This is a genomic window from Streptomyces sp. MBT65 (assembly GCF_016612545.1).
Taxonomy (GTDB): Bacteria; Actinomycetota; Actinomycetes; order Streptomycetales; family Streptomycetaceae; genus Streptomyces.
The window spans coordinates 1-26,070 of record NZ_JAENRY010000152.1; the positions used below are offsets into that span (position 1 = coordinate 1).

The following is a 26,070-nucleotide window of genomic DNA, read 5'->3' on the forward strand; positions in this document are numbered from 1 at the left end:
CCCCGTCGGCCCTGAAGGGGCCTCGTCCTCAAACGCCGGACGGGCTGGGTGGTGACGGTCTGCGTGGGGAGGTTCCGGGCCTCTCGTGGGGCGTCCAGCCCTGCCTTTCTGGAGGCGCCGTGTCGAGAAGTCCCGCGCCCTCTCTGCCCCCTTCCCTGGTCCCCAAGGGAAGTGCGGCCACCGGCAGCGCCCGACCGGACGGGGCCCAAGCGTGTCCGCTTGTGGTGAGAAGTCGTGACCCCTTCCCGAGTGGGACCGACCCAGCCCCCTCCGCCGAGCCGCGATCGTCTATGCCGGGCGGCGGCCGTGGTTGGCCCGGTGTTTTCTGATGCGCCACTTTCGTTTTCTTGTTTTCTTCGACATGCCTCTTGTGCTTAACCCAGGACGGGACCGGCGTCGAGGGGTCACGCACGGCCGATGGGGGCCAGGACCGCGTTCGTGAGGGTTGTCAGGTGGGCCGGGGAGAGTTCCACCTCCAGGCCGCGGCGGCCGGCCGAGACACAGATCGTGGGGTGGGCGGTGGCCGAGTCGTCCAGGACCGTGCGGAGCTTTTTGCGTTGGCCCAGGGGGGAGATGCCGCCTCGGACGTAGCCCGTGGTGCGTTCGGCGAGGGTCGGGTCGGCCATCGTGGCGCGTTTGCCGCCGACCGCCGACGCGAGTGCCTTCAGGTTCAGTTGGCCCGCCACCGGGACCACCGCCACCGTCAGCGCGCCGTCCACGTCCGCTACCAGGGTCTTGAAGACGCGGTCGGGGGAGACGCCCATCGCCTCGGCCGCCTCCTCGCCGTAGGAGGGGTGGGCGGGGTCGTGGTCGTAGGAGTGGATCTCGTACGGGACCCCCGCGGCCGTCAGGGCCACGGTCGCGGGGGTGCCGCCCGACTGGTGGTTCTTCTGGTTTTGGTGCTTCGGCTTCTTCGCCATCACGACACTCCGGGCTCAGTTCAGGCTTGTCGGGCCTCGCGTCAGGTCCGACGCCGGCAGGGACGGCAGGTTACGGATGATGGCCGTCTCGGAGCGAAGGAGTTTCAGTTCGTCGCGCAGGCGGGAGGCGGTGTCGGGGGCCTGGAGCAGGCGTTGTTTGGTCGCCGTGTCCAGCATCATCGCGGCCGCTACCAGGTAGGAGACGACCGCCGGCTCGTCGGGGAGTTCCGCGTCGCCGGTCGACAGGGAGCGCTCGCGGGCGCCCGCCAGGCGCTTCTGGTACTGGCGGAACGCGCGTAGCACGCCCTCCGCCAGCGCGCCGGCCTCGTCGCCCTTCTCCTCGGGCAGCTCCTCCAGCTCCGCCGTCAGGAACGGGCCCGAGGCGTCCACGGAGAGCAGCCGCATCCGGGCCGTGCCCGTCGCGAGCACCTCGAACGTGCCGTCGGCGCGTTCGCGGATCGTGGCCGCGTCCGCGACGCAGCCCACCGAGTGGAAGGCCTTGAGCGGGTCGGGGCCGAAGCCGGCCGCGGGCCCGCGCTCGGGCACGGCCGTCTGGTCGGGCATGCCCGGGGCGGTCGACGCCACCTCGTGGCCGTCGCGGATGGCCACGACGGCGAATCGGCGCGATTCCTCCTCAGGGGTCTTGAGCAGATCGCGCATCATGGCGCGATAGCGCTCCTCGAAAATGTTCAGAGGAAGCACGAGCCCCGGGAACAGAACCGAGTTCAGGGGGAAGAGCGGCAGCCGGACGGTGGTCACGGCGCAAAAGCCTAGTGGTCGCCGGAGCGGGCACGTTCGCCGTGCTCACTCCGTGGATGCCCGGGCGCGTTCCCGAGGGGCCCCTGCGGGCACGGAATCGCCTGGAGGACGGGCGGAACGGGGGCGCCCTGCGGCAGTTCCGAGGCCACCGCGAGCCGTATGCCGTCGCGTATCTCCAGGAACCGCCCGAGCGGGTCGTCGGAGATCCGGTCCCAGGGGGAGGACGTGGCGTACGGGCCGATCAGGCGCAGTTGGTCCAGTGCGTCCGGCCAGCGTTCGAGGCGGACGAGGACGTAGGTCAGGAGGTTGCGGACCTCCGCGGGCCAGGGATCCGCCGCCGCGTAGCCGGCCGAGAGGGCGATGGCCAGGTCGGCCGCCGCGTCCAGCCGGGCGCGCGGCACCGTGGCACCGCAGTCGTCGGTCAGGCAGGCGAAGGCCGCACGCATCGGCAGCGCCTGGACGAGCGAGCCCGGCAGCGCGTCCTGCGCGGCCGGCTCGGCGAAGTCGAAGCACTCGCGGTGGGACCAGCGGGCCGTGTGGGGCGTGTTCCGCCACTGTGCGCAGCAGGCCGCCGACAGGTACTGGAGGGCGGCCACATGGCAGCCGTAGTGGTGCGGGGAGCGGCGGACCGCCTCGCCCCACAGCCGCTCGAACTCGGTGTGCCCCGCGTTCGTGCCCCGCGCCCGGTCGAGAGCGATGCGCCACGGCACCGGATCGCGCGGCTCCGCCTCGGCCGCCGCCGCGATCAGCGGGCTCAGCCCGCGCAGCAGCTCGGCGCGGGCCGGCGACTCCCAGCAGCGGTCCAGCGCCTGCTGAGCCGTCACCAGCAGCGCGTCCGGGTCCTGCGGGGCGGCCGCGCACCAGTCCGCCAGCCACTCGGGGCGGGAGCGGGCGAACGCGGCGAGCCGGCGCGTGTGGCGGTCGCGGTCCTCCCACTCGGCCGCCGCGCGGGTCGCGGCCAGCAGCTCGGCGGCCGGGCCGTACTCGCCGCGCCCGGCCGCCACCAGCACGGGCCCGAGCCGGTCGTCGGGCGCGTCGAGAAGGACCTCGTCGTCGGCCGGCAGCCCGGCGGCGAGCCGCGAGGTGGTGCTTGTCATCCGGGCGGTGCGGATGAACGCGCGCAGCAGAGCCATGGTGCCGACCATTGAATGACCGGGGATCCGGAGTGCGCCAGACCGTTTGAGCACCCCGTGGAAAGTTGTACGCGCCTCGGTCAAGTCCAGGTAAAAGGTGACTATTGCTCATCTGTTCGAGCGCTGTGCGCGACCGGCCGCTATCCCCGCCTGAGCAGCCGGGTCGCTCCCGCCGCCACCGTCGTGGCCAGGATCCAGCCCAGCAGGATCAGCACCACGGACAGCCACTGCCAGCCGCCGTGCAACTGCCACTGCCCCACCTGCCCCAGATCGATCACCGGCAGCAGCAGATCCAGCGCGAACAGGGCGGGGCTCCACGGCGGATGCCCGTTCGCGTTCACCGGCGCGTGGTCGGCGTGCGCGAAGGCCAGCGAACTCGCCGCCCACAACACGGCCATCCATACGGCGGCCCGGCCCGGCCGGTACCCGTAGGCGACCGTCCAGTCCTGCGCGAACCCCCACACCTTGGCCGCGACCGGCAGACTCTCCCGGCGCCTGCGCTGCTTGGCGAGCAGCACCTCCCGCGCGTCCTCGTCCTCACCCGCGTTGCGCAGCACGGTCGCGAGCCGCTCGTACGGCTCCGGGTTGTACTCGGGGGTCGCGGCGGCCACCCAGTCGAGCCGGGTCTCCAGCGGGAACGGGCCCTGCGGTACGAGGTTCTCGTACACGAAGCCGCCCGTGTGGAGGTTGCCCGGACCCGGCCAACTGTCCTTCCCGTCAATGAGGTTGACGATCCGCGCCCCCGACAACACCACCTTGCCGCGCTGCGGTTTCTCCCCGAGGAAGCGCAACTCGGGCGTCTGCACCCGCAGCAGCGACAGCTCCTGGTCGTCCGTGAACGTGAACCGGGCCCGCTCCAGGTCCACCGCGTCCCCGAACCGCCCGTCGTCCAGGCGCACTCCGCCCTGGCAGGTGAACCGCTGGATGCGGGTCCCGCGCGCGGGAGTCGTACCGCTCAGCCCGGGGCCGCCGACCCCGGCCGGGGTGAGGTACAGGGTGCGGCCCACGGTCAACTGCGGCGCGTTCAGGGCGAGTCGGGTGTACGGGTTGGCCAGCCGGGCACCGCGCAGGCTCAGCGAGACGCCCACCTTGGCGCTGCGCAGGCTCAACTCACCGTGAGATTCGAGGAGTTCGGCCTGAAGATCCTGTCCTACGGTCATCCCGTCGGCGGCGATCGAACGGCCCGTGCGGTCCCGGTAGACGATCGCCTGGTTGAGCAGCAGATCGGTGCCGATGTGCGCGTCGGTCAGCCGTACCCCGTTGTGGAACCGGCAGCGCGGCAGATGCAGATCACCCTCCGTGTGCACCCGGGCCGCCTCCAGCCGCGGCACCGAGCAGTTCACCAGCCGTACGGTCCGGAAGTGGGCCTCCGGCAGCAGCACTTCCCGCTCGAAACGGCAGCCCTTCAGCTCGACGTACGGCGCGACGGTGCCGCCCGCCAGGTCCAGGACCCCGCTGATCTGCACCCCGGTCAGCTTCAGGGAGGCCACCCGGCCCGACAGCGCGGGCGGTCCGTCGAGGAGCAGCCAGCACACGAACCGCGCCCGCACGGTCCGGTCGGGGCCCCACGGATGTCCGCCGTGCGGATCGTCGACGACACTGTCGCCGCTGCTCAGGTCGTACACGCTGCCGTTGCGGAAGGCCTGCCACATACCGGCCTCGGCGGCGGTCGCATCGTCCGGGACATCCCCCGCGCGGATGCCCACACCCTCGGTCACTGCTTCTTTCATCCCTCTCGACTGTTCACGGGTTTCGCACAGCTGTTCATGCCCGCTGCGTAACGCCCGGAACACTAGACGTGAGGGGGATCTTCCGGGTTCCGGCCACGTTCTGTATCAGCCATTGATATGCGCGAGCAGGGCTCGATCGCCGTCTGCGAGAATTGTCCCCGTGATCTCTCGAATCGATCTGCGCGGTGACGCCCTCCCCGAAGGGCCCGCCCTGCGCGACCTGCTGCCCCGAGCCGACTTCGACGTCTCGGCCGCCCTGGAGAAGGTGCGGCCGATCTGCGAGGCCGTGCATCATCGGGGCGACGCGGCGCTGATCGACTTCGCCGAGAAGTTCGACGGGGTGCGGCTGGAATCGGTACGGGTCCCGGCCCAGGCCCTCAGCGACGCGCTGGAACAGCTCGACCCGGCCGTGCGCGCGGCCCTGGAGGAGTCCATCCGGCGCGCCCGGCTCGTCCACCGCGAGCAGCGCCGCACGACCCGCACCACCCAGGTCGTGCCGGGCGGTTCCGTCACCGAGAAGTGGGTGCCGGTCGACCGGGTGGGGCTGTACGCGCCCGGCGGACGCTCGGTCTACCCGTCCTCCGTGATCATGAACGTGGTGCCCGCACAGGAGGCCGGCGTCGGCTCCGTAGCACTCGCCTCGCCCCCGCAGGCAGACTTCGGCGGGCTGCCGCACCCGACGATCCTCGCCGCCTGCGCGCTGCTCGGCGTCGACGAGGTCTACGCCGTCGGCGGCGCCCAGGCCGTCGCGATGTTCGCCCACGGCACCGAGTCCTGCGCGCCGGCCAACATGGTCACCGGCCCCGGCAACATCTGGGTCGCCGCAGCCAAGCGCTACTTCACCGGCAAGATCGGCATCGACACCGAGGCCGGACCCACCGAGATCGCGGTCCTCGCCGACGACACCGCCGACCCGGTGCACGTCGCCGCCGACCTGATCAGCCAGGCCGAACACGACCCGCTCGCCGCCGCCGTCCTGGTCACGGACTCCGTGACGCTCGCGGACGCGGTCGAGAAGGAACTCGAACCGCAGGTCGCGGCCACCAAGCACATCGAGGACCGGATCGCCCCGGCACTGGCCGGCCGGCAGTCCGCGATCGTCCTCGTCGACGGCATCGAGGAGGGGCTTCGGGTCGTCGACGCGTACGGCGCGGAGCACCTGGAGATCCAGACGGCGGACGCTCTTGAGATCGCCAACCGGGTGCGGAACGCGGGTGCGATCTTCGTCGGACCCTGGGCGCCCGTCTCCCTCGGCGACTACGCGGCCGGCTCCAACCACGTGCTGCCGACCGGCGGTTGCGCCTGCCACTCCTCGGGGCTCTCCGTGCAGTCCTTCCTCCGGGGCATCCACATCGTCGACTACACCCGCGACGCCCTCGCCGACGTGGCGCATCACGTGGTGACGCTGGCGGAGGCGGAAGACCTGCCCGCGCACGGCGCGGCGGTCAAGGCAAGGTTCGGTTGGAAGGTGCCCGGCAAGTGAGCTTCGGAATCGACGATCTTCCCGTACGGGACGAGCTGCGCGGCAAGTCCCCTTATGGCGCGCCCCAGTTGGACGTCCCCGTACGACTGAACACCAACGAGAACCCCTACCCGCTGCCCGAGGCCCTGGTCGAGCGGATCGCCGAGCGGGTCCGCGAGGCCGCCCGTGACCTCAACCGCTACCCGGACCGGGACGCGGTCGAGTTGCGCACGGAGCTGGCCAACTACCTCACGAAGACCGGTGATTACCGGGTCGGCGTCGAGAACGTGTGGGCGGCCAACGGCTCGAACGAGGTCATCCAGCAACTGCTCCAGACCTTCGGCGGACCCGGCCGTACGGCGATCGGCTTCGAGCCGTCGTACTCGATGCACGCGCTCATTGCGCGCGGCACGGGGACCGGTTGGATCTCCGGCCCGCGCAACGAGGACTTCACGATCGATCTCGCCGCCGCCGAGCGGTGGATCGCCGAGAACAAGCCCGATGTCGTGTTCGTCACGACCCCCAACAACCCCACGGGCAACGCCGTTCCGCCCGAGACGGTGCTCGCGCTGTACGAGGCCGCGCAGGCCGCCAAGCCGTCGATGGTGATCGTCGACGAGGCGTACATCGAGTTCAGTCACGGCGACTCGCTGCTGCCGCTGCTCGAAGGTCGGCCGAATCTCGTCGTCTCCCGCACCATGTCGAAGGCGTTCGGCGCGGCGGGCCTGCGCCTCGGCTATCTCGCCGCGCACCCGGCTGTTGTCGATGCCGTCCAACTCGTACGGCTGCCTTACCACTTGTCGGCCGTCACCCAGGCGACCGCGCTGGCCGCCCTGGAGCACACCGACACACTGCTCGGCTACGTGGAGCAGCTGAAGGGCGAACGGGACCGGCTGGTACGGGAGTTGCGGGCCCTCGGCTGTGAAGTCGTCGAGTCCGACGCCAACTTCGTGCAGTTCGGCCGGTTCGCGGACTCCCACACCGCCTGGCAGAAGATCCTCGACCAGGGCGTCCTGGTCCGCGACAACGGCATCCCGGGATGGCTGCGGGTGTCGGCCGGAACCCCCGAAGAGAACGACGCGTTCCTCGACGCGGTCCGTGAACTGAAGAAGGAGCAGAGCGCATGAACCGCGTAGGACGTGTGGAGCGGACGACCAAGGAGACCTCGGTCCTCGTCGAGATCGATCTCGACGGGCACGGCAAGGTCGACGTGTCGACAGGAGTCGGCTTCTACGACCACATGCTCGACCAGCTCGGCCGGCACGGTCTGTTCGACCTCACCGTGAAGACCGAGGGCGATCTGCACATCGACTCGCACCACACCATCGAGGACACCGCCCTCGCCCTCGGCGCCGCCTTCAAGCAGGCGCTCGGCGACAAGGTCGGCATCTACCGCTTCGGCAACTGCACGGTCCCGCTGGACGAGTCCCTCGCCCAGGTGACGGTGGACCTGTCCGGCCGCCCGTACCTCGTGCACACCGAGCCCGAGAACATGGCGCCGATGATCGGCGAGTACGACACCACGATGACCCGGCACATCCTGGAGTCCTTCGTCGCCCAGGCCCAGATCGCGCTGCACGTGCACGTGCCGTACGGGCGCAACGCGCACCACATCGTGGAGTGCCAGTTCAAGGCGCTGGCCCGCGCCCTGCGGTACGCCTCCGAGCGCGACCCGCGCGCGGCCGGCATCCTCCCCTCCACGAAGGGCGCGCTGTGACCGGCCTCTCCAGCCTCCTGATCGTCGTCGGACTCTTCCTCCTCGGCGGGGTCTACTCCTTCGTCAAGCAGAAGATGCCGGCGAGCCTCATCGTGCTGGTCTCCATCGGCGCGGCGATGTGTCTGGTCGCGGGCGTCATGCGGTTGGCGGTGTGGAGTTGAGCGCGGCGAAGAACGCGTCCAAGAAGGTCGTCGTCTTCGACTACGGCTTCGGGAACGTCCGGTCCGCCGAGCGTGCCCTCGCGCGCGCGGGTGCCGAGGTCGAGATCACGCGTGACTACGACAAGGCCATGAACGCGGACGGGCTGCTGGTGCCCGGCGTCGGCGCCTTCGCCGCCTGCATGCAGGGCCTGAAGCAGGCACGCGGCGACTGGATCGTCGGCCGTCGGCTGGCCGGCGGGCGCCCGGTGATGGGCATCTGCGTCGGCATGCAGATCCTGTTCGCGCGCGGCATCGAGCACGGCGTCGAGACCGAGGGCCTGGACGAGTGGCCCGGCTCGGTCGAGCCCCTCCAGGCCGAGATCGTGCCCCACATGGGCTGGAACACCGTGGACACCCCGGCGGGCTCCCAGCTCTTCGCGGGCCTCGACGCGGACGCGCGCTTCTACTTCGTGCACTCCTACGCCGTCCACGACTGGTCCCTCGAAGTCGTGAACCCGGCGATGCGCGCCCCCCTGGTGACCTGGTCGACGCACGGCAAGCCCTTCGTGGCCGCCGTGGAGAACGGCGCCCTGTGGGCCACCCAGTTCCACCCCGAGAAGTCCGGCGACGCCGGAGCGCAATTGTTGAACAATTGGATCGGAACCCTCTGATGCCTTCGAAGCTCGAACTCCTCCCCGCCGTCGACGTCCGCGACGGCCAGGCCGTCCGCCTCGTCCACGGTGAGTCCGGGACCGAGACCTCCTACGGCTCCCCCCTGGAGGCCGCCCTCGCCTGGCAGCGCTCCGGCGCCGAGTGGCTGCACCTCGTCGACCTGGACGCCGCGTTCGGCACCGGCGACAACCGCAAGCTCATCGCCGAGGTCGCCGGCGCCATGGACATCAAGGTCGAGCTGTCCGGCGGCATCCGCGACGACGACACCCTCGCCGCCGCCCTCGCCACCGGCTGCACCCGGGTGAACCTCGGCACCGCCGCGCTGGAGACCCCGGAGTGGGTCGCCAAGGTCATCGCCGAGCACGGCGACAAGATCGCGGTCGGTCTCGACGTACGCGGCACGACCCTGCGCGGCCGGGGCTGGACCCGTGACGGCGGCGACCTCTACGAGACGCTGGACCGCCTCAACTCCGAGGGCTGCGCCCGGTACGTGGTCACCGACATCGCCAAGGACGGCACCCTCCAGGGCCCCAACCTGGAGCTGCTGCGCAACGTCTGCGCGGCGACCGACCGCCCGGTCGTGGCCTCCGGCGGGGTCTCCTCCCTGGACGACCTCCGAGCCATCGCCGAACTGGTCCCCCTCGGTGTCGAGGGTTCCATCGTCGGGAAGGCCCTCTACGCGAAGGCGTTCACCCTGGAAGAGGCCCTGGAGGCGGTGGCCCGGTGACCGAGCTACGACGCGTGTCGACCGGCGCGCCCTGGGAGGACGCCTTCGGCTACTCCCGCGCGGTGGAGCTGCCCAACGGCCTGGTGCTGGTCTCCGGGTGCACGTCGATCGTCGACGGCGAGATCGCCGGGGGCGGTCCCTACGAGCAGACGGTCAACGCGTTCAACGTCGCGTTCGCGGCGCTGGGGCAACTGGGTCTCGGTCCCGGCGATGTGGTGCGCACCCGTATGTACATCACCCACGCCCGGGACGTTGAGGACGTGGGCCGCGCGCACAAGGAAATCTTCGACGCGATCCGCCCCGCCGCGTCCATGATCATCGTGTCCGGCTTCGTCGACCCCAGCCTGGTCGTCGAGGTCGAGGTGGAGGCGTACCGGGACCCGGCGGCGCCGCACGGGGAGGGCTCGTCATGACGCTCGCCGTACGCGTGATCCCCTGCCTGGACGTGGACAACGGCCGGGTCGTCAAGGGCGTCAACTTCCAGAACCTGCGCGACGCGGGCGACCCCGTCGAGATGGCCAAGGTCTACGACGCCGAGGGCGCCGACGAGTTGACCTTCCTGGACATCACCGCGTCCTCCGGCAACCGCGAGACGACGTACGACGTGGTCCGCCGCACCGCCGAGCAGGTCTTCATCCCGCTCACGGTCGGCGGCGGCGTCCGCACGGCCGAGGACGTGGACAAGCTGCTGCGGGCGGGCGCGGACAAGGTCGGCGTCAACACGGCGGCGATCAACCGGCCGGAGCTGATCAAGGAGATCGCGGAACGGTTCGGCCGACAGGTCCTGGTCCTGTCGGTGGACGCGCGGCGGACTCCCGAGGGCTCCTTCGAGGTCACCACCCACGGCGGCCGCAAGGGCACCGGCATCGACGCCGTCGAATGGGCGCACCGGGCCGCGGAGTTGGGGGCGGGGGAGATCCTCCTCAACTCGATGGACGCGGACGGCACGAAGGACGGCTACGACCTGGAGATGATCGCGGCGGTCCGCAAGCACGTGACCGTCCCGGTGATCGCCTCCGGCGGCGCGGGCAAGCTGGCCGACTTCCCGCCGGCGGTGGCGGCGGGGGCGGACGCGGTGCTGGCGGCGTCCGTCTTCCACTTCGGGGATCTGCGGATCGGCGAGGTCAAGCAGGCGTTGCGGGAGGCGGGGCACCCGGTGAGGTGACTTCGGTTCGTGCCTTCCGTAGAGGCGTTGTAAGCCCCGGCTGCTTGGTGGTCGGGGCTTACTTGTGGGCGGATACAAAAGGAAAGTTGCGCAAGAAAGGTTGCGCAACTTTCCTTTCGTGTCTACCGTAGGGCGCATGAGTTCGGACGAGACCCGCACCATCACCGATCTGGGGACGCTCAAGGCGTTCACGCACCCGCTGCGCATCAAGCTGTACCGGGCGCTGTACGTGGCCCGTACCGCGACCGCCTCACAGCTCGCCGACCAGGTCGACGAGGCTGTCTCGCTGGTCAGCTACCACCTGCGCAAGCTCGCCGAGCACGGGCTGATCGAGGAGGCCGAGCAGCAGAGCGGGGACGGTCGGGAGCGCTGGTGGCGGCCTGCCGCCGAGAGTCTGACCGTGCGGCACGAGGACATGAAGGACGCCCCGGAGAAGCTCGCCGCCCAGGGCGCGCTCGTGCGGACGCTGTTGGAGCAACGGGTCGACCTCTACCGACGCCACCTCGACGAGTCCGAGTCGTGGAGCGACGAGTGGCGCCAGGCGGGTTTCGACGGCGAGTACCTGCCACGGCTCAACGCGCCCGAACTCGCGGAACTGCAAAGCGAGTTGGACGCCCTGATCAAGAAGTTCCAGGCCAGGGGGCGAGCCGCCGAACAGGCGGGCGACACCCAGGGCAGGGAGAACGTCGCGATCCACCTGTACGGCTTCCCCTTCCGCTTCTGAGCTCCGGAGAGGACCAACTCCCGTGCCCGCCAAGCTCATAGCTCCCGGCACAGTCACCGACAGACCCGCTCACCGCGACCCCAACGTCCTGCGCTGGCTCGGCGCCTACGCGGCGTCGATGGCCGGCGACGGCGTCTACTACTTGGCCCTGTCCTGGGCCGCCGTACAGGCCGGTTCCCCGGCGCAGGCGGGCCTGGTGATGTCGGTCAGCGCGCTGCCGCGTGCGGTGCTGATGCTGGGCGGCGGAGTGATCGCCGACCGCTTCGGTCCGCGCCGGGTCGTCATCGGCAGCGACGTGGTGCGTTGCGCGGCCGTCCTCGCCGTGGCCGCACTGCTGTTCCTCACCGGCCCGGGACTGTGGCCGCTCGCCGCGCTCGCGCTGGTCTTCGGCACCGTGGACGCCGTCTTCGTCCCCGCCGTCGGCGCACTGCCCGCTCGTATCACCGGCAAGGCGCAACTCGCGCGCGTGCAGGGCATGCGGGGCCTCGCATACCGGTTCGCCGTGGTCTTCGGCGCCCCGCTCGGCGGTCTCGCCGTGGCGTTCGGGGGAGCGGTGGCCGCGTTCGGGGCGGCCGGGCTGCTGATCGCGATATCGATACCGCTGCTGATCTCCGTACGGGTGCGGGAACTGCCGCCGGACGACACGGTTGCCGGGACCATAGCCGCAGGGAGCACGTCCGCCGGGACTGCCGCTGTTGGGACAACTGCCGACGGGTCCAACGCTGTTGGGACAACGGCTGCTGGGACCCCGACCTCCGGGACCACAGCCGCCGGGACGACAGCCGCCGGGACCCCGGCCTCCGGAACCACAGCCACCGGGACCCCAGCCTCCGGGACCCCGACCCCCGAGACCGCGACCACCGCCTGGCGCGATCTGGTGGCGGGCCTTCGCCACATCCGCCGGCACCGTGTCCTCGCGCCCTTGATGCTGGCGATCGCCCTCGGTGACCTGGGGTTCGCCGGCCCGCTCAACGTGGGGCTGACCCTGCTCGCCGACGAGCGAGGTTGGGGCGCGTCCGGGATGGGGTGGGTCCTCGCCGGGTTCGGGGTCGGCGCGGGGATCGCCTCGTTCACGCTGACCGTGCGCGGCCGCCTGCCCCACGCCGGGCGGATCGCCGGCTGGTCGATCATCGCCGGTTCCGTCGCGATCGGAGCCCTCGCCTACGTCCCGAGCGTCCTCGCGGCAGTCGGCGTCGCCCTGCTCATCGGGCTGCTCGCCGGACTCAGCGGCGTGATGTGCATGGCCCTGCTGCAGACCCACGCCGCCCCCGCCTACCTCGGCCGCGTCACCGCCGTCGCCAGCCTGGCCAGCCTCGGGTTCGCCCCGCTGAGCATGCCGCTGTCGGCCGCGGCGATCGGGGCGTGGGGCACGGGCCCGGTGTTCGTGGTCAGCGCGGTGGTCTGCGGTCTCGGCGGGGTCATCGCCCTCTCCGTCCGTGACCTCCGCCGGGCCGAACTGCCCCGCTGACTCCTCAGATCCCCAGCTGCTTGGCCTCCTGGAGCTTGGCGATCGCGTTCTCGTCGCCGTCCAGTTCCACCTTGGCCACGCTCTGCCGCCCGTGCGCGAACAGCAGCAGCTCCGAGGGCTCACCGGTCACCGTCACGACCGGTGCGCCCTTGTGGGCGACGGCCGTCTGTCCGTCGGGGCGCCGCAGCACCAGCCCGGTCGGCGCGCTGCGGCCCATCAGCCGGGCCATCCGCTCCAGCCGTGACCACAGGGCGTCCTGGAACACCGGATCCAGTTCGCGGGGCGTCCACTCCGGCTGCGCCCGCCGTACGTCCTCCGTGTGGACGTAGAACTCGACCGTGTTGGAGGCCTCGTCGAGCTGCTTGAGCTGGAACGGCGAGAAGCGCGGTGGGCCGGTACGGATGAGCTGGATCAGCTCCTCGTACGGCTTCGCCGCGAACTCCGCCATCACCCGGTCGAGGCGGGGTGCGAGCTGCTTGATCATGATGCCGCCGGCGGCATCCGCGCGGCGCTCGCGCACCACCACGTGCGCGGCGAGATCACGGGTCTGCCAGCCCTCACAGAGTGTCGGGGCGTCGGGACCCGTCGTCTCCAGGAGATCGGCGAGAAGAAGTCGTTCACGCTTGGCGAAGGTCGACATACCGTCAGCCTACGACCGTGGGAGTGGTCCGCACAGTGGACGCTCGGCAGGGACTGTCAGTGCGGCGCGGCACAATGGCCCCATGACCAGCGCGCCCCGATCCAGCAGCCTCGACCCCGAGATCGCCGCCCGCCTCAAGCGGAGCGCCGACGGGCTCGTCCCCGCCATCGCCCAGCAGTACGACACCGGTGAGGTGCTCATGCTCGGCTGGATGGACGACGAGGCACTGCACCGGACACTGACGACCGGCCGCTGCACGTACTGGTCCCGCAGCCGCCAGGAGTACTGGGTGAAGGGCGACACCTCCGGCCACTTTCAGTACGTCAAGTCGGTCGCCCTGGACTGCGACGCCGACACGGTCCTCGTGAAGGTCGACCAGCTCGGCGCCGCCTGCCACACCGGCGCCCGCACCTGCTTCGACGCCGACGTGCTCCTCAAGGAAGAGCCAGTTGACGAGAGTCTTCTCAAAGAAGGTGCTGATTCCAGTACCGCCGCCTCGGATCAGTAGGGTCAGCCGCCATGGACCTTGACACGTTCCGCAAGCTGGCCACCGACCGTCGCGTCATCCCGGTCACCCGCAAGCTCCTCGCCGACGGCGACACCCCGGTCGCGCTCTACCGCAAGCTCGCCGCGGAGCGCCCCGGCACCTTCCTCCTGGAGTCCGCGGAGAACGGCCGCTCCTGGTCCCGGTATTCGTTCGTGGGCGTCCGCAGCGCCGCCACCCTCACCGCCCGCGACGGCCAGGCCCACTGGCTCGGCACCCCGCCCGTCGGCGTCCCGGTCGACGGCGACCCGCTCGCCGCCCTGCGCGCCACCATCGACACCCTGCACACCCCGCACCAGGAGGGCCTGCCGCCCTTCACCGGCGGCATGGTGGGCTATCTCGGCTACGACATCGTCCGCCGCCTGGAGAAGATCGGCCCCGGCGAGCGGGACGACCTGAAGCTCCCCGAGCTGACCATGCTCCTCACCAGCGACCTCGCCGTGATGGACCACTGGGAGGGCTCGGTCCTGCTGATCGCCAACGCGATCAACCACAACGACCTCGACACCGGCGTCGACGAGGCGTACGCGGACGCGATCGCCCGCCTCGACGCCATGGAGGCGGACCTCTCCCGCGCGGTGGCCCAGCCGCCCGCCCAGCTCCCGCCCTCCGAGCTCCCGGAGTACACCGCGCTGTGGGGCGGCCCCGACTTCAAGGAAGCCGTCGAGGACATCAAGGAGCGCATCCGCGCGGGCGAGGCCTTCCAGGTCGTCCCCTCGCAGCGCTTCGAAACCCCGTGCACGGCAAGCGCGTTGGACGTGTACAGGGTGTTGCGGGCGACCAACCCGTCCCCGTACATGTACCTGTTCCGCTTCGACGGCTTCGATGTCGTCGGCTCGTCCCCGGAGGCCCTCGTCAAGGTCGAGGACGGCCGCGCGATGGTCCACCCCATCGCCGGCACCCGGCACCGCGGCGCGACCCCGCAGGAGGACCAGGCCCTCGCCGACGAACTCCTCGCCGACCCCAAGGAGCGCGCCGAACACCTCATGCTGGTCGACCTCGGCCGTAACGATTTGGGACGCGTCTGCGAGCCCGGCTCGGTCGAGGTCGTCGACTTCATGTCGGTGGAGCGCTACTCCCACGTGATGCACATCGTCTCGACGGTGACCGGCCGAGTGGCACCCGGCCGCACCGCCTTCGACGTCCTCACCGCCTGCTTCCCGGCCGGCACCCTCTCCGGCGCGCCCAAGCCCCGCGCGATGCAGATCATCGACGAACTCGAGCCCTCCAGAAGGGGGTTGTACGGCGGCTGCGTCGGCTACCTCGACTTCGCGGGCGACTCCGACACCGCCATCGCCATCCGTACGGCCCTGCTCCGCGACGGCACGGCCTACGTCCAGGCGGGCGCCGGAATCGTCGCCGACTCGGACCCGGAACTGGAGGACCAGGAGTGCCGCAACAAGGCGGCGGCGGTCCTCCGCGCCGTGCACACGGCGAACCGGCTCGGGCAATAGGACGAGGGTCATATGAACCCCGGGTGACGGTTCGCCCGGGGTTGGAGCGATAGTGGACTACGTGACTGCAGCTGTTCCACACCCCCGTTCCGAAGGCGAAGGCCCCGCGCGCGCCGGCCGCCGCAGCCTCGCCGTAGCGCTGATGAGCGGTGCGCTCGGCGCGGCCGTGGCCCTGCTGGCCACCCGCCAGCGCTGGTCGATGGGGACGGCGACGGTGGCCGGCGACGCGTTCCCGCTGTCCGTCAAGGGCAGCGACGTCACGGGCGTGCCCGCGGCGCTCGCCATAGTGGGCCTCGCCGCGCTCGTCGCCGTCTTCGCCGTCCGCAGGACGGGCCGCTTCGCGGTCTCCGCCCTCCTCGCGCTCTCCGGCGCGGGCATCGTCGCCGCCGCCCTGCTCGGCGCCACCGACAGCTCCGCGCTCGACGACAAGGCCGCCCAGGCCTCCGGCGACACCTCGTCCGTCGTGCACGCCTTCGACCACACCGCCTGGCCGTACGTCGCCGCGGTCGGCGGCGGCCTGATCCTGCTGGCCGGCCTCCTCGCCCTCCTCTACGGCCGCCGCTGGCCCGCCATGTCCGGCCGCTACGAACGCAACGGCACGCCGCGCCCCCGGCGGACTCCCGTGGTCGACCCCGACCGCCCGGAGGACATCTGGAAGGCCCTGGACCGCGGCGAGGACCCGACAGGCGCCTAGCCGGGTCGACGCGCGCGTGCACCCACCCCGAAGCACCGCACACGCACGCGTGCGGAACAATGAACCGCGAGCGTCTGCTCACACACGCACACAGCAACGAGGAGCACGTCATGGCGGGCAACAGCCACGGTCACACTTTGGCCGCCTGGACCGGTACCACCATCATCTTCATCGGTTTCCTGGTCGCCGGCGCCTTCATGGTCATGGCGCAGCCGATCGGCTTCTGGGCCGGTATGGCGATCACGGTCGTCGGCGGCATCGTCGGCTGGGTCATGAGCGCGATGGGAATGGGCATGCCCAAGGACCGTCCCCAGGACCTGACCGAGCTGCTCGGCAAGACGGCGCACGCCGACAGCTGAGGCCGTACCTGAGTACCTGAGGCCGCACCTGAGCACCTGAGGTCGTAGCTGTCAGCCACACTTCGTGGAGGGGCGGCCCTGGACGGACACCGGGGACCGCCCCTCACGCGCGCGTGCCGCACGAAAGGGCCAGGGGGCACAATGCGAGACGTGAACGCCGACAGCCAGAGCATGCCGAAGACGCGAGCCCCCGGTACCGCCTCCGTGCTGAACCGCGTCGCCACGCCCGCCGGAGTCCTCGCGGCCGTCGCCGGAGCCTTCGCCTATGTCGGCACGGTCGACCCGAACCAGCCGGGCCACTACCCCGTGTGCCCCCTGTACCGACTCACCGGCCTGTACTGCCCCGGCTGCGGCGGTCTGCGCAGCGCGCACGAGTTCATCCACGGCGACTTCCTCGCCGCGCTCCAGGACAACGCGATCGCCGTGGTGGGCTATCTGGCCTTCACGGTCGTATGGACCGTCTGGGTGGTCCGTGCGGCGCGCGGCCGGCCCGCGCGGATCGCACTCGGCAGGGCCCAGCTCTGGGGTCTGGGCGCATTGGTGCTGGTCTTCACGGTTGTCCGGAACCTGCCGTTCGGTGGCTGGCTACACCCTTGAACAACCGACCGATGTCCAGGTACTGGGACCGGCGTCAACCGGATGCGAGGCCTACGCCTTCCTCCGGATACCATCGAGGCCAGATGTGACCATTGCTTTTCCACCGTCCGGAAGGGGGCCGCTCGCGTGAGTGTGCTCGACGAGATCATCGACGGAGTCCGTGCCGACCTGGCGGAACGGCAGGCGCGCGTCAGCCTCGACGAGCTCAAGGAGCGCGCGGCGAAGGCGCCCGCGGCCAAGGACGGGGTGGCCGCACTGCGCGGCGACGGCGTCAAGGTCATCTGCGAGGTCAAGCGCTCCAGCCCCTCCAAGGGCGCGCTCGCCGCGATCGCCGACCCGGCGGGCCTGGCCGCGGACTACGAGGCGGGCGGCGCCGCCGTCATCTCCGTCCTCACCGAACAGCGCCGCTTCGGCGGCTCACTGGCCGACCTGGAGGCCGTCCGCGCCCGCGTGGACATCCCGGTCCTGCGCAAGGACTTCATCGTCACGTCGTACCAGCTCTGGGAGGCCCGGGCCTACGGCGCCGACCTCGCCCTGCTGATCGTCGCGGCCCTGGACCAGCCCGCTCTGGAGTCCCTCATCGAGCGCGCCGAGTCGATCGGCCTCACCCCGATCGTCGAGGTCCACGACGAGGACGAGGTCGACCGCGCGGTCGACGCCGGCGCCAAGATCATCGGCGTCAACGCCCGCAACCTCAAGACCCTCGAGGTCGACCGCTCCACCTTTGAGCGCGTCGCCCCCGAGATCCCCGACCACATCGTCAAGATCGCCGAGTCCGGCGTCCGCGGCCCGCACGACCTCATCGCCTACGCCAACGCGGGCGCCGACGCGGTCCTGGTGGGCGAGTCCCTGGTCACCGGCCGCGACCCCAAGTCGGCGGTCTCGGACCTGGTGGCAGCGGGCGAACACCCGGCACTGCGCCACGGCCGCGGCTGATCACCCGGTACAGTTTTCCGCGATGACTCCGACGACCTCTCCCACGGACCGGTACGCCCGCCTCGCGCGCGGCTGCCGTCCTCGTGGTTGCCGCGCACCCGCACGCCGGGTGCACGGCCGCAGAGTCCGGTACGTCATCGGAGACGAGCCGGGGCAAGTGAACGGCATGCGATGGCAGCAGGTCCTCAGGGGCGCGGGGCGCTTCTGACATGCGGCTCCGCCGCGCGGGTGCGACCGGCCACGCCGGTCCCGCAGCCATCTGAACAACCCCCGCCCCCACGGCGTTCAGTGTCCTCCACAAACTCACCGTGAGGTTTCCGCATGCCCAGCGAGTTCTTCATCCCCGACCCCGACGGCCAAATCCCCAGCCCCGAGGGCTACTTCGGCGCCTTCGGCGGCAAGTTCATCCCGGAGGCCCTCGTCGCCGCCGTGGACGAGGTGGCCGTCGAGTACGACAAGGCCAAGCACGACCCCGAGTTCGCCCGCGAGTTGGACGACCTCCTGGTCAACTACACCGGCAGGCCGAGCGCGTTCACCGAGGTCCCCCGCTTCGCCGCGGAAGCGGGCGGCGCCCGGATCTTCCTCAAGCGCGAGGACCTGAACCACACCGGCTCCCACAAGATCAACAACGTCCTCGGCCAGGCCCTGCTCACCAAGCGCATGGGCAAGACCAGGGTCATCGCGGAGACCGGCGCCGGCCAGCACGGCGTGGCCACGGCCACCGCCTGCGCGCTCTTCGGCCTCGAATGCACTATCTACATGGGCGAGATCGACACCCAGCGCCAGGCGCTCAACGTGGCCCGCATGCGCATGCTCGGCGCCGAGGTCATCGCTGTGAAGTCCGGCAGCCGCACCCTCAAGGACGCGATCAACGAGGCGTTCCGCGACTGGGTCGCCAACGTCGACCGCACCCACTACCTCTTCGGTACGGTCGCGGGCCCGCACCCCTTCCCCGCCATGGTCCGCGACTTCCACCGCGTGATCGGCGTCGAGGCCCGTCGCCAGATCCTGGAGCGCGCCGGCCGCCTCCCCGACGCGGCCATCGCCTGCGTCGGCGGCGGCTCGAACGCCATCGGCCTCTTCCACGCCTTCATCCCGGACGCGGACGTACGCCTCATCGGCTGCGAACCGGCCGGACACGGCGTGGAGACCGGCGAGCACGCGGCGACCCTCACCGCGGGCGAGCCCGGCATCCTGCACGGCTCCCGGTCCTACGTCCTCCAGGACGAGGAGGGCCAGATCACCGAGCCGTACTCGATCTCGGCCGGACTGGACTACCCGGGCATCGGCCCCGAGCACTCCTACCTCAAGGACAGCGGCCGCGGCGAGTACCGCGCGGTCACCGACGACGCGGCCATGCAGGCCCTGCGCCTGCTGTCGCGCACGGAGGGCATCATCCCGGCGATTGAGAGCGCCCACGCGCTCGCGGGCGCGCTGGAGGTCGGCAGGGAGCTGGGCAAGGACGGGCTGATCGTCGTCAACCTGTCCGGGCGCGGCGACAAGGACATGGACACGGCCGCGCGCTACTTCGGCCTGTACGAGACCGAAGCCGACGCCACCGTCGCCGCCAACGCGGCCGACACCGCCGAGATCGAGGGGGACGCCAAGTGAGCGGCAACATCCGGCTGTTGAGCGACACCCTCGCCGCCGCCAGGGCCGAGGGACGCGCCGCGCTCATCGCCTACCTCCCGGCCGGGTTCCCGACCGTGGACGGCGGCATCGACGCGATCAAGGCCGCGTTCGACGGCGGCGCCGACATCGTCGAGGTGGGCCTGCCGCACAGCGACCCGGTCCTCGACGGTCCCGTCATCCAGACCGCCGACGACATCGCCCTGCGCGGCGGAGTCAAGATCGCGGACGTCATGCGCACGGTCCGCGAGACCCACGCGGCGACCGGGAAGCCGGTGCTCGTCATGACGTACTGGAACCCGATCGACCGCTACGGCGTCGAGCGCTTCACCGCCGAACTGGCCGAGGCGGGTGGCGCGGGCTGCATCCTGCCCGACCTGCCCGTGCAGGAGGCCGGGCTGTGGAGGGAGCACGCGGAGAAGCACGGGCTCGCCACGGTCTTCGTCGTCGCGCCCAGCAGCAAGGACGCCCGCCTCGCCGAGATCACCAAGGTCGGCACCGGCTTCGTCTACGCCGCCTCGCTGATGGGCGTCACCGGCACCCGTGAGTCCGTGGGCGCGCAGGCGCAGGACCTCGTCGAGCGCACCCGCGCCACCACCGACACACCCGTGTGTGTCGGGCTCGGCGTGTCCGACGCACGGCAGGCCGCCGAGGTGGCCCGCTTCGCGGACGGCGTGATCGTCGGCTCGGCCTTCGTCAAGCGGATGCTGGACGCGCCGGACGACGCGGCCGGCGTCGAGGCGGTCCGCGTCCTCGCGGGCGAGTTGGCGAAGGGCGTGCGCGGACAGGCGTAACAGAACGCCAGACGTCACGGAGCAACCGGAATAACAGAACAACTGGTCCCTCGTATGGGTGGACCTGGGACCGGGGAGGCGCGCTGCGCCTCCCCGGTTCGTTCTGCGGGTGTGAGCGAGAAGAACCGTGACGGAAAGCGCACCGCCCGCGAGCGGCTGGCGGTCGAGCGTGAGAAGCAGAAGACCGCGGAGAGGCGGCGGCGCACGCTGATCGTGGCCGTGAGCGTCGTCTGCGTGCTGGGTCTGGCGACGGTGGTCGGCGTCCTCGCCGCGAACTCCGGCAAGGACGACGGCGGCAGCAGCAAGGCGGGCCCGGTCGTGGCGCCCTCCGGGGCGACCGGCAAGGACAGCCTGGCGATCCAGGTCGGCAAGGACAGCGCCAAGCCGACGCTCACGGTGTGGGAGGACTTCCGCTGCCCGGCCTGCCAGGCCTTCGAGACGGCGTACCGCTCGACGCTGCACGAGCTGACCGACTCCGGCGAGCTCAAGGTGCAGTACCACCTGGTCACGATCATCGACGGCAACCTCGGCGGCACCGGCTCCAAGCGCGCGGCCAACGCGGCGGCCTGCGCCCAGGACGCCGGAAAGTTCCGCGACTTCCACGACGTGCTGTACGAGAACCAGCCCAAGGAGACGGACGACGCCTTCGCGAGCAACGCCAAACTGATCGAACTGGCGGGCAAGGTGAGCGGCCTCGACACGCCCGCGTTCCAGAAGTGCGTCAACGGCGGTACGCACGACAGCTGGGTCACGAAGTCCGCCGCCGCGTTCCAGGCCGGCGGATTCACCGGCACCCCGACCGTCCTCTTCGACGGCAAGAACATCTACGCGGACCAGACGATGACCCCGGCGAAGCTGAAGCAGCTGGTCCGGGCGGCCGACAAGAGTTAAGCGTGCGGGCCGGTTTTCACACCGGCCCGTTATGGAGCCGTAGCCGGGCCGCTTGCCGCGGTCGCGGTCCGGCACGGTAGCGTCGACCCTGCCATGGAAACCTTTGCCTACATTCCCAGCCCTTCGCGCGGTGTGATCCATCTCGGTCCCATTCCGCTGCGCGGCTACGCCTTCTGCATCATCATCGGCGTCTTCGTGGCCGTCTGGCTCGGCAACAAACGCTGGGTCGCCCGCGGCGGCAAGGTCGGGACGGTGGCCGACATCGCTGTCTGGGCCGTGCCGTTCGGCCTCGTCGGCGGTCGCCTCTACCACGTGATCACGGACTACGAGCTGTACTTCAGCGAGGGCCGCGACTGGGTGGACGCCTTCAAGGTGTGGCAGGGCGGCCTCGGCATCTGGGGCGCGATCGCGCTCGGCGCGGTGGGCGCGTGGATCGGCTGCCGCCGCCGTGGCATCCCACTGCCCGCCTGGGCCGACGCCCTCGCCCCCGGCATCGCCTTCGCCCAGGCCATCGGCCGCTGGGGCAACTGGTTCAACCAGGAGCTCTACGGCCGCGAGACCCACCTCCCCTGGGCACTCCACATCACGTCCTCGACGGACGGCCGGGTGCCGGGCTACTACCAGCCGACCTTCCTGTACGAGTCCCTGTGGTGCATCGGCGTCGGCTTCCTCGTCATCTGGGCCGACCGCCGCTTCAAGCTGGGCCACGGCCGCGCGTTCGCGCTGTACGTCGCCGCCTACTGCGTGGGCCGCGGCTGGATCGAGTACATGCGCGTCGACGACGCCCACCACATCCTGGGCCTGCGGTTGAACGACTGGACCGCGATGATCGTCTTCATCCTCGCGGTCACGTACTTCGTGATCTCGGCGAAGAAGCGCCCGGGCCGCGAAGAGGTCGTCGAACCGGAAGCGGCCGAGGCCCCGACCGACGGCGACGACGAGGTCTCGGCGGAAGACCCGAAGACCGACGAGTCCGATGCCCCGGCGACCGAGGAAGACACCCCGGAAACCGAAGAGTCGGCCGTGGACATGAAGAAGGACGAACCGGAGTCGGCCAAGAAGAGCTGACGACCGGTCCTACGACGACGAGGGCGCCCTGTGATCGACAGGGCGCCCTCGTCGCATGTCAGGTCCGGCGCGCCAACGTGAGCGTGCGCTGCGCCGCCGCCACCACCGCCGCGTCGATGAACTGCCCGTCGGGGAGCGCCTGAGCGCCCTCCTCCCGCATGGCCGCCTTGACGATCGTCTCGGCCTGTTCGAGTTCGCGGTCCGTCGGGAGGAAGGCGCTCTCGATGACCGGGAGTTGACGGGGATGGATCGCCGCGCGCCCGAGGAAACCGAGAGCGCGGCCGTGCGCACAGGAGGCCGCCAGCCCGTCCAGATCGCGGATGTCCGGGTGGACGGACTGCGGCGGCGGGTTGAGCCCCGCGGCCCGGGCGGCCACGATCACCCGCGAACGGGACCAGTCGAGCCCCGCGTCCTCGCGCACCCCGAGGTCGGCCCGTAGATCCGCCTCGCCGAGCGCGATGCCGTGCAGTGAGGGGTGCGCGCAGCCGATCGAGAAGGCCCGCTCGACGCCGAGGGCCGTCTCCAGAAGGGCGTACAGGGGAAGGCCGTTCGCATTTTCCGCTACGGCTACGACCTCCTCGGCGGACGTCACCTTCGGAAGCCGTAGGCCGGACACACCCGGGAGGGGTGCGAGCGCGCGGAGATCGTCGGCCGCCCACGGGCTGTCCAGGGCGTTCACCCGGACGTGGACATCGAGTTGAGGCTCCGAGAGAAGCTCCGCCGTCGCCGCGCGGGCATAGTCCTTGCGGTCCGGGGCGACCGCGTCCTCCAGGTCTACGACGACCACGTCCGCGCCGGCGACGAGGGCCTTGGCGACGATCGGGGGGCGGTCGCCGGGGACGTAGAGCCAGGTCAGGGGGTACGGGATCACAGGGCGCCCTCCTGGCGGAGAGTGGTCAACTCGGTTTCGGTCAGGCCCAGTTCGGTCAGGACCGAGTCCGTGTCGGCGCCGTGCGGGCGGCCGGGCCAGCGAATGCCGCCCGGGGTGGCGGAGAGCCGGAAGAGGACGTTCTGCATACGGAGCGAGCCGAGTTCGGGGTCGTCGACCGTGGTGATCGTGTCGAGGGCCTGGTACTGCGGGTCCGTCATGACGTCCCGTACGTCCTGGATGGGGGCGACCGCCGCCTCCGCCTTCTCGAAGGCGGCCAGCACCTCCGTGCGGGTGCGCCGCGCGATCCAGTCGCCCACCGCCGCGTCGAGGACGTCGGCGTGCCGGGCCCGGTCCGCGCCCGTCGCGAACCACGGTTCGTCGATCAGTTCCGGGCGGCCGACCAGGTGCATCACGCGCTCGGCGATCGACTGGGCCGAGGTGGAGACGGCGACCCAACTGCCGTCCGCCGTACGGTAGGTGTTGCGCGGGGCGTTGTTCTGGGAGCGGTTGCCGGTGCGCGGCTGGACGTGGCCGAGCTGGTCGTACCAGAGGGGTTGGGGGCCGAGGGCGGTCAGGATGGGTTCGATGATCGCCATGTCCACCACCTGGCCCTCGCCGGTGCGGTCGCGGGCCGCCAGGGCCGTCATCACCGCGTACGCCGTCGCCAGGCCCGCGATCGAGTCGGCGAGGCCGAACGGCGGGAGGGTCGGGGGCGCGTCCGGTTCGCCGGTGATCGCGGCGAATCCGCTCATCGCCTCGGCGAGGGTGCCGAAGCCGGGGCGGTGCGCGTAGGGCCCGAACTGGCCGAAGGCGGTGACCCGGGCGAGGACCAACTTCGGGTTGGCGGCGGAGAGTTCGGCCCAGCCGAGGTCCCATTTCTCTAGGGTGCCGGGGCGGAAGTTCTCGATGATCACGTCGGCGGTGGCGGCGAGGCGGAGGAGGGTGTCGCGTCCGCCCGGCTTGGACAGGTCGAGGGTGATGGTGCGTTTGTTGCGGCCGAGCAGCTTCCACCACAGGCCGATGCCGTCCTTGGAGGGGCCGTGGCCCCGGGACGGATCGGGCTTCGTCGGGTGCTCGACCTTGATGACCTCGGCGCCGAAGTCGCCGAGCATGGTGGCGGCGAGAGGACCGGCGAAGAGTGTCGCGAGGTCGAGAACGCGCAGGCCCGCCAGGGGAGTTGTGGTCGTCTCGGTCATGCGGCGTACTGCTTGTCGATCTCCGCGCGGTACGGCATCGACGCCGTCGCTCCTGGCCGCTGCACGGACAACGCCGCCGCGGCTGCCGCCCAGCCCAGCGCGTCCCGCATCGGGCGGCCCTCGGCGAGCGCCACCGCCAGCGCGCCGACGAAGGTGTCGCCCGCGCCCGTCGAGTCCACGGCGGTCACTCGCGGCGCGGAGACGGTGAACGGCTCGGCGCCACGGGCCGCGTACAGACTGCCCGCCGCACCCAGGGTGACGATCACCTCGGGCACCCGGTCGAGCAGGGCGGCGGCGGCCTCGCGCGGATCGATGTGTCCGGTGAGGGCGGTCGCCTCGTGCTCGTTGGGGACCAACAGGTCGACGGCGGCGAGGAGTTCGGGCGGGAGCGGTTGCGCCGGGGCGGGGGTGAGGATCGTGCGGACGCCGTGCCGGCGGGCCGCCTCCGCGCCCGCGATCACCGCCGGGAGGGGGATCTCCAGTTGGAGGAGCAGGGCGTCGGCCGAGGCGATGAGGGCCTCGTCGCCGGGGGCGAGGTGGTCGACGGTGCCGTTGGCGGCGGGGATCACCACGATCGCGTTGCCGCCCTCGTCGTCCACGACGATGTGCGCGGTGCCGGACGGGCCCTCGACGGTGCGCAGATGGTCGGTGTCGACACCGGAGTGCTCGAAGGTGGAACGGAGTTGGGCGCCGTAGGTGTCGTTGCCGACCGCGCTGATGATGCTGACGTCGGCGCCCGCGTGGGCCGCGGCGATCGCCTGGTTGGCGCCCTTGCCGCCGGGGATCGTACGGAACTCCCGTCCCGTCACGGTCTCTCCGCGCCGCGGGGCCTTCGTGACGTAGGCGACGAGGTCCATGTTCGTGCTGCCGAGCACGGCGATGAGGGTCATGGGCGGGCGGTCTCCTGGTGGGTGAGCCGGGCGAGGGTGTCGAAGCCGATGCCGTTGAAGTCGCCTACGGAGGTGGCGAGTCGGTTCTTGAGGGGGGCCGTCCAGCGGTCGGGGAGCGCGGCCGGGCCGCCGACCAGCAGGGCCGAAATGGAGCCCGCCGTCGCGCCGTTGGAGTCGGTGTCCCAACCGCCCGACACCGCACGGCAGACGGAGCCGGTGAAGTCGCCGTCCGCGTGGGTGAGGGCGGCGGTGATCAGGGCGGTGTTGGGGATCGCGTGGACCCAGTGGTGGGTGGGGGAGTAGGTCGCGTGGAGTTCGTCCACGACAGCGTCGAAGTCCCGGTGTTTCCGGGCGAGTCGGAGGGCGTCGTGGATCGCCTTGGCCAGCCGGGAGTCGGGCGGGACGACGGTCAGGCCGGTGCGCAGGCAGGTGTGGACGTCGTCGGTTCCGGTGGCCGCGGTGGCGATGACGGCCGCCGTGAACATGGCCGCGTAGACGCCGTTCGCGGTGTGCGTGAGGGTGGCGTCGCGGTGGGCCTGTTCGGCTGCCGCGCCCGGGTCCCCGGGGTTGGTCCAGCCGTGTACGTCCGCGCGGATCAGGGCGCCGATCCACTCGCGGAACGGGTTGCGGTGGCGGGCCGTTCGCGGGGGTTCCAGGCCGGAGAGCAGATTGCGGTAGGCGACGCGTTCGGCGGTGAAGGTGCGGCCCGCGGGGAGTTCGTCGAGCCAGAGCCTCGCCACGTCCGCGGTGGTGAAGTCCTTGCCGTGGCGTTGGAGCAACAGGAGGTTCAACAAGGGGTAGTTGAGGTCGTCGTCCTCGGGCATGCCGTCGATGTTCTCGGCGAGGGAGGTGGGGGCGGAGCGTCGGTTCCAGGGGTGGGCGGCGAGGAG

At 71.1% G+C, this 26,070-nt stretch carries 30 protein-coding genes; 21 read left to right on the forward strand and 9 right to left on the reverse strand.

Annotation, left to right across the window (positions count from 1 at the left end; translation table 11 throughout):
• Positions 1-404 precede the first annotated feature (404 nt).
• The 4 genes from ybaK to JHN63_RS30085 all read right to left on the reverse strand — a co-directional run bounded on the left by ybaK (position 405) and on the right by JHN63_RS30085 (position 4,530).
• The gene (ybaK, locus tag JHN63_RS30070) at positions 405-920 is read right to left on the reverse strand and encodes a Cys-tRNA(Pro) deacylase (protein WP_200686527.1); all 516 of its coding nucleotides are present in this window, start codon (positions 918-920) and stop codon (positions 405-407) included.
• 15 nt (positions 921-935) lie between these two features.
• A complete protein-coding gene (locus tag JHN63_RS30075; protein WP_200686529.1) occupies positions 936-1,679 on the reverse strand; it encodes an LON peptidase substrate-binding domain-containing protein in 744 nt (247 codons plus the stop codon).
• Positions 1,680-1,690: 11 nt separating this feature from the next.
• Positions 1,691-2,812 carry a hypothetical protein gene (locus tag JHN63_RS30080; RefSeq protein WP_234477936.1) on the reverse strand — a complete coding sequence of 374 codons (1,122 nt, stop codon included), beginning with the start codon at positions 2,810-2,812 and terminating at the stop codon, positions 1,691-1,693.
• Positions 2,813-2,952: 140 nt separating this feature from the next.
• Positions 2,953-4,530, reverse strand: coding sequence for an oxidoreductase (locus tag JHN63_RS30085; protein WP_200686577.1), 1,578 nt, complete (start codon positions 4,528-4,530; stop codon positions 2,953-2,955).
• A 172-nt stretch (positions 4,531-4,702) separates the two neighbouring features.
• Here JHN63_RS30085 and hisD point away from each other — a divergent pair, with 172 nt between their 5' ends.
• The 10 genes from hisD to JHN63_RS30135 all read left to right on the forward strand — a co-directional run bounded on the left by hisD (position 4,703) and on the right by JHN63_RS30135 (position 12,617).
• The gene (gene hisD, locus JHN63_RS30090) at positions 4,703-6,025 is read left to right on the forward strand and encodes a histidinol dehydrogenase (RefSeq protein WP_200686533.1); all 1,323 of its coding nucleotides are present in this window, start codon (positions 4,703-4,705) and stop codon (positions 6,023-6,025) included.
• Entirely contained in the window at positions 6,022-7,131 is a 1,110-nt protein-coding gene (locus JHN63_RS30095) for a histidinol-phosphate transaminase (protein WP_200686535.1), read from the forward strand. The genes hisD and JHN63_RS30095 overlap by 4 nt, the downstream gene beginning before the upstream one ends.
• On the forward strand, positions 7,128-7,721 hold the full coding sequence (gene hisB / locus JHN63_RS30100; protein WP_043675308.1) for an imidazoleglycerol-phosphate dehydratase HisB: 594 nt from the start codon (positions 7,128-7,130) through the stop codon (positions 7,719-7,721). The genes JHN63_RS30095 and hisB overlap by 4 nt, the downstream gene beginning before the upstream one ends.
• Positions 7,718-7,882: a hypothetical protein gene (locus tag JHN63_RS30105; protein WP_019062288.1), complete on the forward strand. Its 165-nt coding sequence runs from the start codon at positions 7,718-7,720 to the stop codon at positions 7,880-7,882. Before hisB ends, JHN63_RS30105 begins: the two co-directional genes overlap by 4 nt.
• Positions 7,873-8,532 (forward strand): imidazole glycerol phosphate synthase subunit HisH, encoded by a 660-nt coding sequence (gene hisH / locus JHN63_RS30110; protein WP_200686537.1) that lies wholly within the window; start codon positions 7,873-7,875, stop codon positions 8,530-8,532. Before JHN63_RS30105 ends, hisH begins: the two co-directional genes overlap by 10 nt.
• The gene (gene priA / locus JHN63_RS30115) at positions 8,532-9,260 is read left to right on the forward strand and encodes a bifunctional 1-(5-phosphoribosyl)-5-((5-phosphoribosylamino)methylideneamino)imidazole-4-carboxamide isomerase/phosphoribosylanthranilate isomerase PriA (protein WP_200686539.1); all 729 of its coding nucleotides are present in this window, start codon (positions 8,532-8,534) and stop codon (positions 9,258-9,260) included. The genes hisH and priA overlap by 1 nt, the downstream gene beginning before the upstream one ends.
• Complete coding sequence (locus tag JHN63_RS30120; RefSeq protein WP_200686541.1) at positions 9,257-9,673, forward strand: RidA family protein; 417 nt, start codon at positions 9,257-9,259, stop codon at positions 9,671-9,673. Before priA ends, JHN63_RS30120 begins: the two co-directional genes overlap by 4 nt.
• Entirely contained in the window at positions 9,670-10,425 is a 756-nt protein-coding gene (gene hisF / locus JHN63_RS30125; RefSeq protein WP_019067716.1) for an imidazole glycerol phosphate synthase subunit HisF, read from the forward strand. Before JHN63_RS30120 ends, hisF begins: the two co-directional genes overlap by 4 nt.
• Positions 10,426-10,561: 136 nt before the next feature.
• A complete protein-coding gene (locus tag JHN63_RS30130; RefSeq protein ID WP_200686543.1) occupies positions 10,562-11,149 on the forward strand; it encodes a helix-turn-helix domain-containing protein in 588 nt (195 codons plus the stop codon).
• 22 nt (positions 11,150-11,171) lie between these two features.
• Complete coding sequence (locus JHN63_RS30135; protein ID WP_200686545.1) at positions 11,172-12,617, forward strand: MFS transporter; 1,446 nt, start codon at positions 11,172-11,174, stop codon at positions 12,615-12,617.
• A 4-nt stretch (positions 12,618-12,621) separates the two neighbouring features.
• Here the strand turns inward: JHN63_RS30135 and JHN63_RS30140 are convergent, their stop codons facing one another.
• Positions 12,622-13,257, reverse strand: coding sequence for a TIGR03085 family metal-binding protein (locus JHN63_RS30140; RefSeq protein ID WP_200686547.1), 636 nt, complete (start codon positions 13,255-13,257; stop codon positions 12,622-12,624).
• Between the two features lie 82 nt (positions 13,258-13,339).
• On the opposite strand from JHN63_RS30140, the gene hisI reads away from it, so the two are divergent.
• From hisI to lgt, 11 genes are all read left to right on the forward strand, one after another.
• Positions 13,340-13,765, forward strand: coding sequence for a phosphoribosyl-AMP cyclohydrolase (gene hisI / locus JHN63_RS30145; protein ID WP_200686549.1), 426 nt, complete (start codon positions 13,340-13,342; stop codon positions 13,763-13,765).
• 11 nt (positions 13,766-13,776) lie between these two features.
• The gene (locus JHN63_RS30150; RefSeq protein ID WP_200686551.1) at positions 13,777-15,255 is read left to right on the forward strand and encodes an anthranilate synthase component I; all 1,479 of its coding nucleotides are present in this window, start codon (positions 13,777-13,779) and stop codon (positions 15,253-15,255) included.
• 52 nt (positions 15,256-15,307) lie between these two features.
• Entirely contained in the window at positions 15,308-15,949 is a 642-nt protein-coding gene (locus JHN63_RS30155; RefSeq protein WP_200686553.1) for a TIGR02234 family membrane protein, read from the forward strand.
• 110 nt (positions 15,950-16,059) lie between these two features.
• Positions 16,060-16,308, forward strand: coding sequence for an HGxxPAAW family protein (locus JHN63_RS30160; RefSeq protein WP_200686555.1), 249 nt, complete (start codon positions 16,060-16,062; stop codon positions 16,306-16,308).
• A gap of 141 nt (positions 16,309-16,449) precedes the next feature.
• Entirely contained in the window at positions 16,450-16,905 is a 456-nt protein-coding gene (locus JHN63_RS30165; protein WP_200686557.1) for a DUF2752 domain-containing protein, read from the forward strand.
• Positions 16,906-17,031: 126 nt separating this feature from the next.
• Positions 17,032-17,841, forward strand: a complete 810-nt coding sequence (gene trpC, locus JHN63_RS30170) for an indole-3-glycerol phosphate synthase TrpC (protein WP_200686559.1) — start codon at positions 17,032-17,034, stop codon at positions 17,839-17,841.
• 22 nt (positions 17,842-17,863) lie between these two features.
• On the forward strand, positions 17,864-18,049 hold the full coding sequence (gene trpM / locus JHN63_RS54810; protein WP_374222956.1) for a tryptophan biosynthesis modulator TrpM: 186 nt from the start codon (positions 17,864-17,866) through the stop codon (positions 18,047-18,049).
• Positions 18,050-18,162: 113 nt separating this feature from the next.
• Complete coding sequence (trpB, locus tag JHN63_RS30175) at positions 18,163-19,452, forward strand: tryptophan synthase subunit beta (RefSeq protein ID WP_200686561.1); 1,290 nt, start codon at positions 18,163-18,165, stop codon at positions 19,450-19,452.
• Complete coding sequence (trpA, locus tag JHN63_RS30180) at positions 19,449-20,264, forward strand: tryptophan synthase subunit alpha (RefSeq protein WP_200686563.1); 816 nt, start codon at positions 19,449-19,451, stop codon at positions 20,262-20,264. Before trpB ends, trpA begins: the two co-directional genes overlap by 4 nt.
• 111 nt (positions 20,265-20,375) lie before the next feature.
• The gene (locus JHN63_RS30185) at positions 20,376-21,155 is read left to right on the forward strand and encodes a thioredoxin domain-containing protein (protein ID WP_200686565.1); all 780 of its coding nucleotides are present in this window, start codon (positions 20,376-20,378) and stop codon (positions 21,153-21,155) included.
• A gap of 93 nt (positions 21,156-21,248) precedes the next feature.
• Positions 21,249-22,223 carry a prolipoprotein diacylglyceryl transferase gene (lgt, locus tag JHN63_RS30190; protein ID WP_200686567.1) on the forward strand — a complete coding sequence of 325 codons (975 nt, stop codon included), beginning with the start codon at positions 21,249-21,251 and terminating at the stop codon, positions 22,221-22,223.
• A gap of 58 nt (positions 22,224-22,281) precedes the next feature.
• Here lgt and JHN63_RS30195 read toward each other — a convergent pair whose 3' ends face one another.
• The 4 genes from JHN63_RS30195 to JHN63_RS30210 all read right to left on the reverse strand — a co-directional run.
• On the reverse strand, positions 22,282-23,094 hold the full coding sequence (locus JHN63_RS30195; RefSeq protein WP_200686569.1) for a CoA ester lyase: 813 nt from the start codon (positions 23,092-23,094) through the stop codon (positions 22,282-22,284).
• Complete coding sequence (locus tag JHN63_RS30200; RefSeq protein ID WP_200686571.1) at positions 23,091-24,290, reverse strand: CaiB/BaiF CoA-transferase family protein; 1,200 nt, start codon at positions 24,288-24,290, stop codon at positions 23,091-23,093. The genes JHN63_RS30195 and JHN63_RS30200 overlap by 4 nt, the downstream gene beginning before the upstream one ends.
• Positions 24,287-25,180, reverse strand: a complete 894-nt coding sequence (gene rbsK / locus JHN63_RS30205) for a ribokinase (protein ID WP_200686573.1) — start codon at positions 25,178-25,180, stop codon at positions 24,287-24,289. The genes JHN63_RS30200 and rbsK overlap by 4 nt, the downstream gene beginning before the upstream one ends.
• Positions 25,177-26,070, reverse strand: an 894-nt coding sequence (locus JHN63_RS30210) for an ADP-ribosylglycohydrolase family protein (protein ID WP_200686575.1), incomplete at its 5' end; no start/stop codon positions are given. The genes JHN63_RS30210 and rbsK, both read right to left, overlap by 4 nt.

Excerpts from the sequence above, each read along its gene's own strand:
- ybaK (WP_200686527.1), bottom strand. The coding sequence starts at position 920 with ATGGCGAAGAAGCCGAAGCACCAAAACCAGAAGAACCACCAGTCGGGC.
- JHN63_RS30080 (WP_234477936.1), bottom strand. The coding sequence starts at position 2,812 with ATGGCTCTGCTGCGCGCGTTCATCCGCACCGCCCGGATGACAAGCACC.
- hisB (WP_043675308.1), top strand. The coding sequence starts at position 7,128 with ATGAACCGCGTAGGACGTGTGGAGCGGACGACCAAGGAGACCTCGGTC.
- priA (WP_200686539.1), top strand. The coding sequence starts at position 8,532 with ATGCCTTCGAAGCTCGAACTCCTCCCCGCCGTCGACGTCCGCGACGGC.
- hisF (WP_019067716.1), top strand. The coding sequence starts at position 9,670 with ATGACGCTCGCCGTACGCGTGATCCCCTGCCTGGACGTGGACAACGGC.
- JHN63_RS30130 (WP_200686543.1), top strand. The coding sequence starts at position 10,562 with ATGAGTTCGGACGAGACCCGCACCATCACCGATCTGGGGACGCTCAAG.
- JHN63_RS30140 (WP_200686547.1), bottom strand. The coding sequence starts at position 13,257 with ATGTCGACCTTCGCCAAGCGTGAACGACTTCTTCTCGCCGATCTCCTG.
- hisI (WP_200686549.1), top strand. The coding sequence starts at position 13,340 with ATGACCAGCGCGCCCCGATCCAGCAGCCTCGACCCCGAGATCGCCGCC.
- JHN63_RS30150 (WP_200686551.1), top strand. The coding sequence starts at position 13,777 with ATGGACCTTGACACGTTCCGCAAGCTGGCCACCGACCGTCGCGTCATC.
- JHN63_RS30160 (WP_200686555.1), top strand. The coding sequence starts at position 16,060 with ATGGCGGGCAACAGCCACGGTCACACTTTGGCCGCCTGGACCGGTACC.
- JHN63_RS30165 (WP_200686557.1), top strand. The coding sequence starts at position 16,450 with ATGCGAGACGTGAACGCCGACAGCCAGAGCATGCCGAAGACGCGAGCC.
- trpM (WP_374222956.1), top strand. The coding sequence starts at position 17,864 with ATGACTCCGACGACCTCTCCCACGGACCGGTACGCCCGCCTCGCGCGC.
- trpB (WP_200686561.1), top strand. The coding sequence starts at position 18,163 with ATGCCCAGCGAGTTCTTCATCCCCGACCCCGACGGCCAAATCCCCAGC.
- lgt (WP_200686567.1), top strand. The coding sequence starts at position 21,249 with ATGGAAACCTTTGCCTACATTCCCAGCCCTTCGCGCGGTGTGATCCAT.
- JHN63_RS30200 (WP_200686571.1), bottom strand. The coding sequence starts at position 24,290 with ATGACCGAGACGACCACAACTCCCCTGGCGGGCCTGCGCGTTCTCGAC.
- rbsK (WP_200686573.1), bottom strand. The coding sequence starts at position 25,180 with ATGACCCTCATCGCCGTGCTCGGCAGCACGAACATGGACCTCGTCGCC.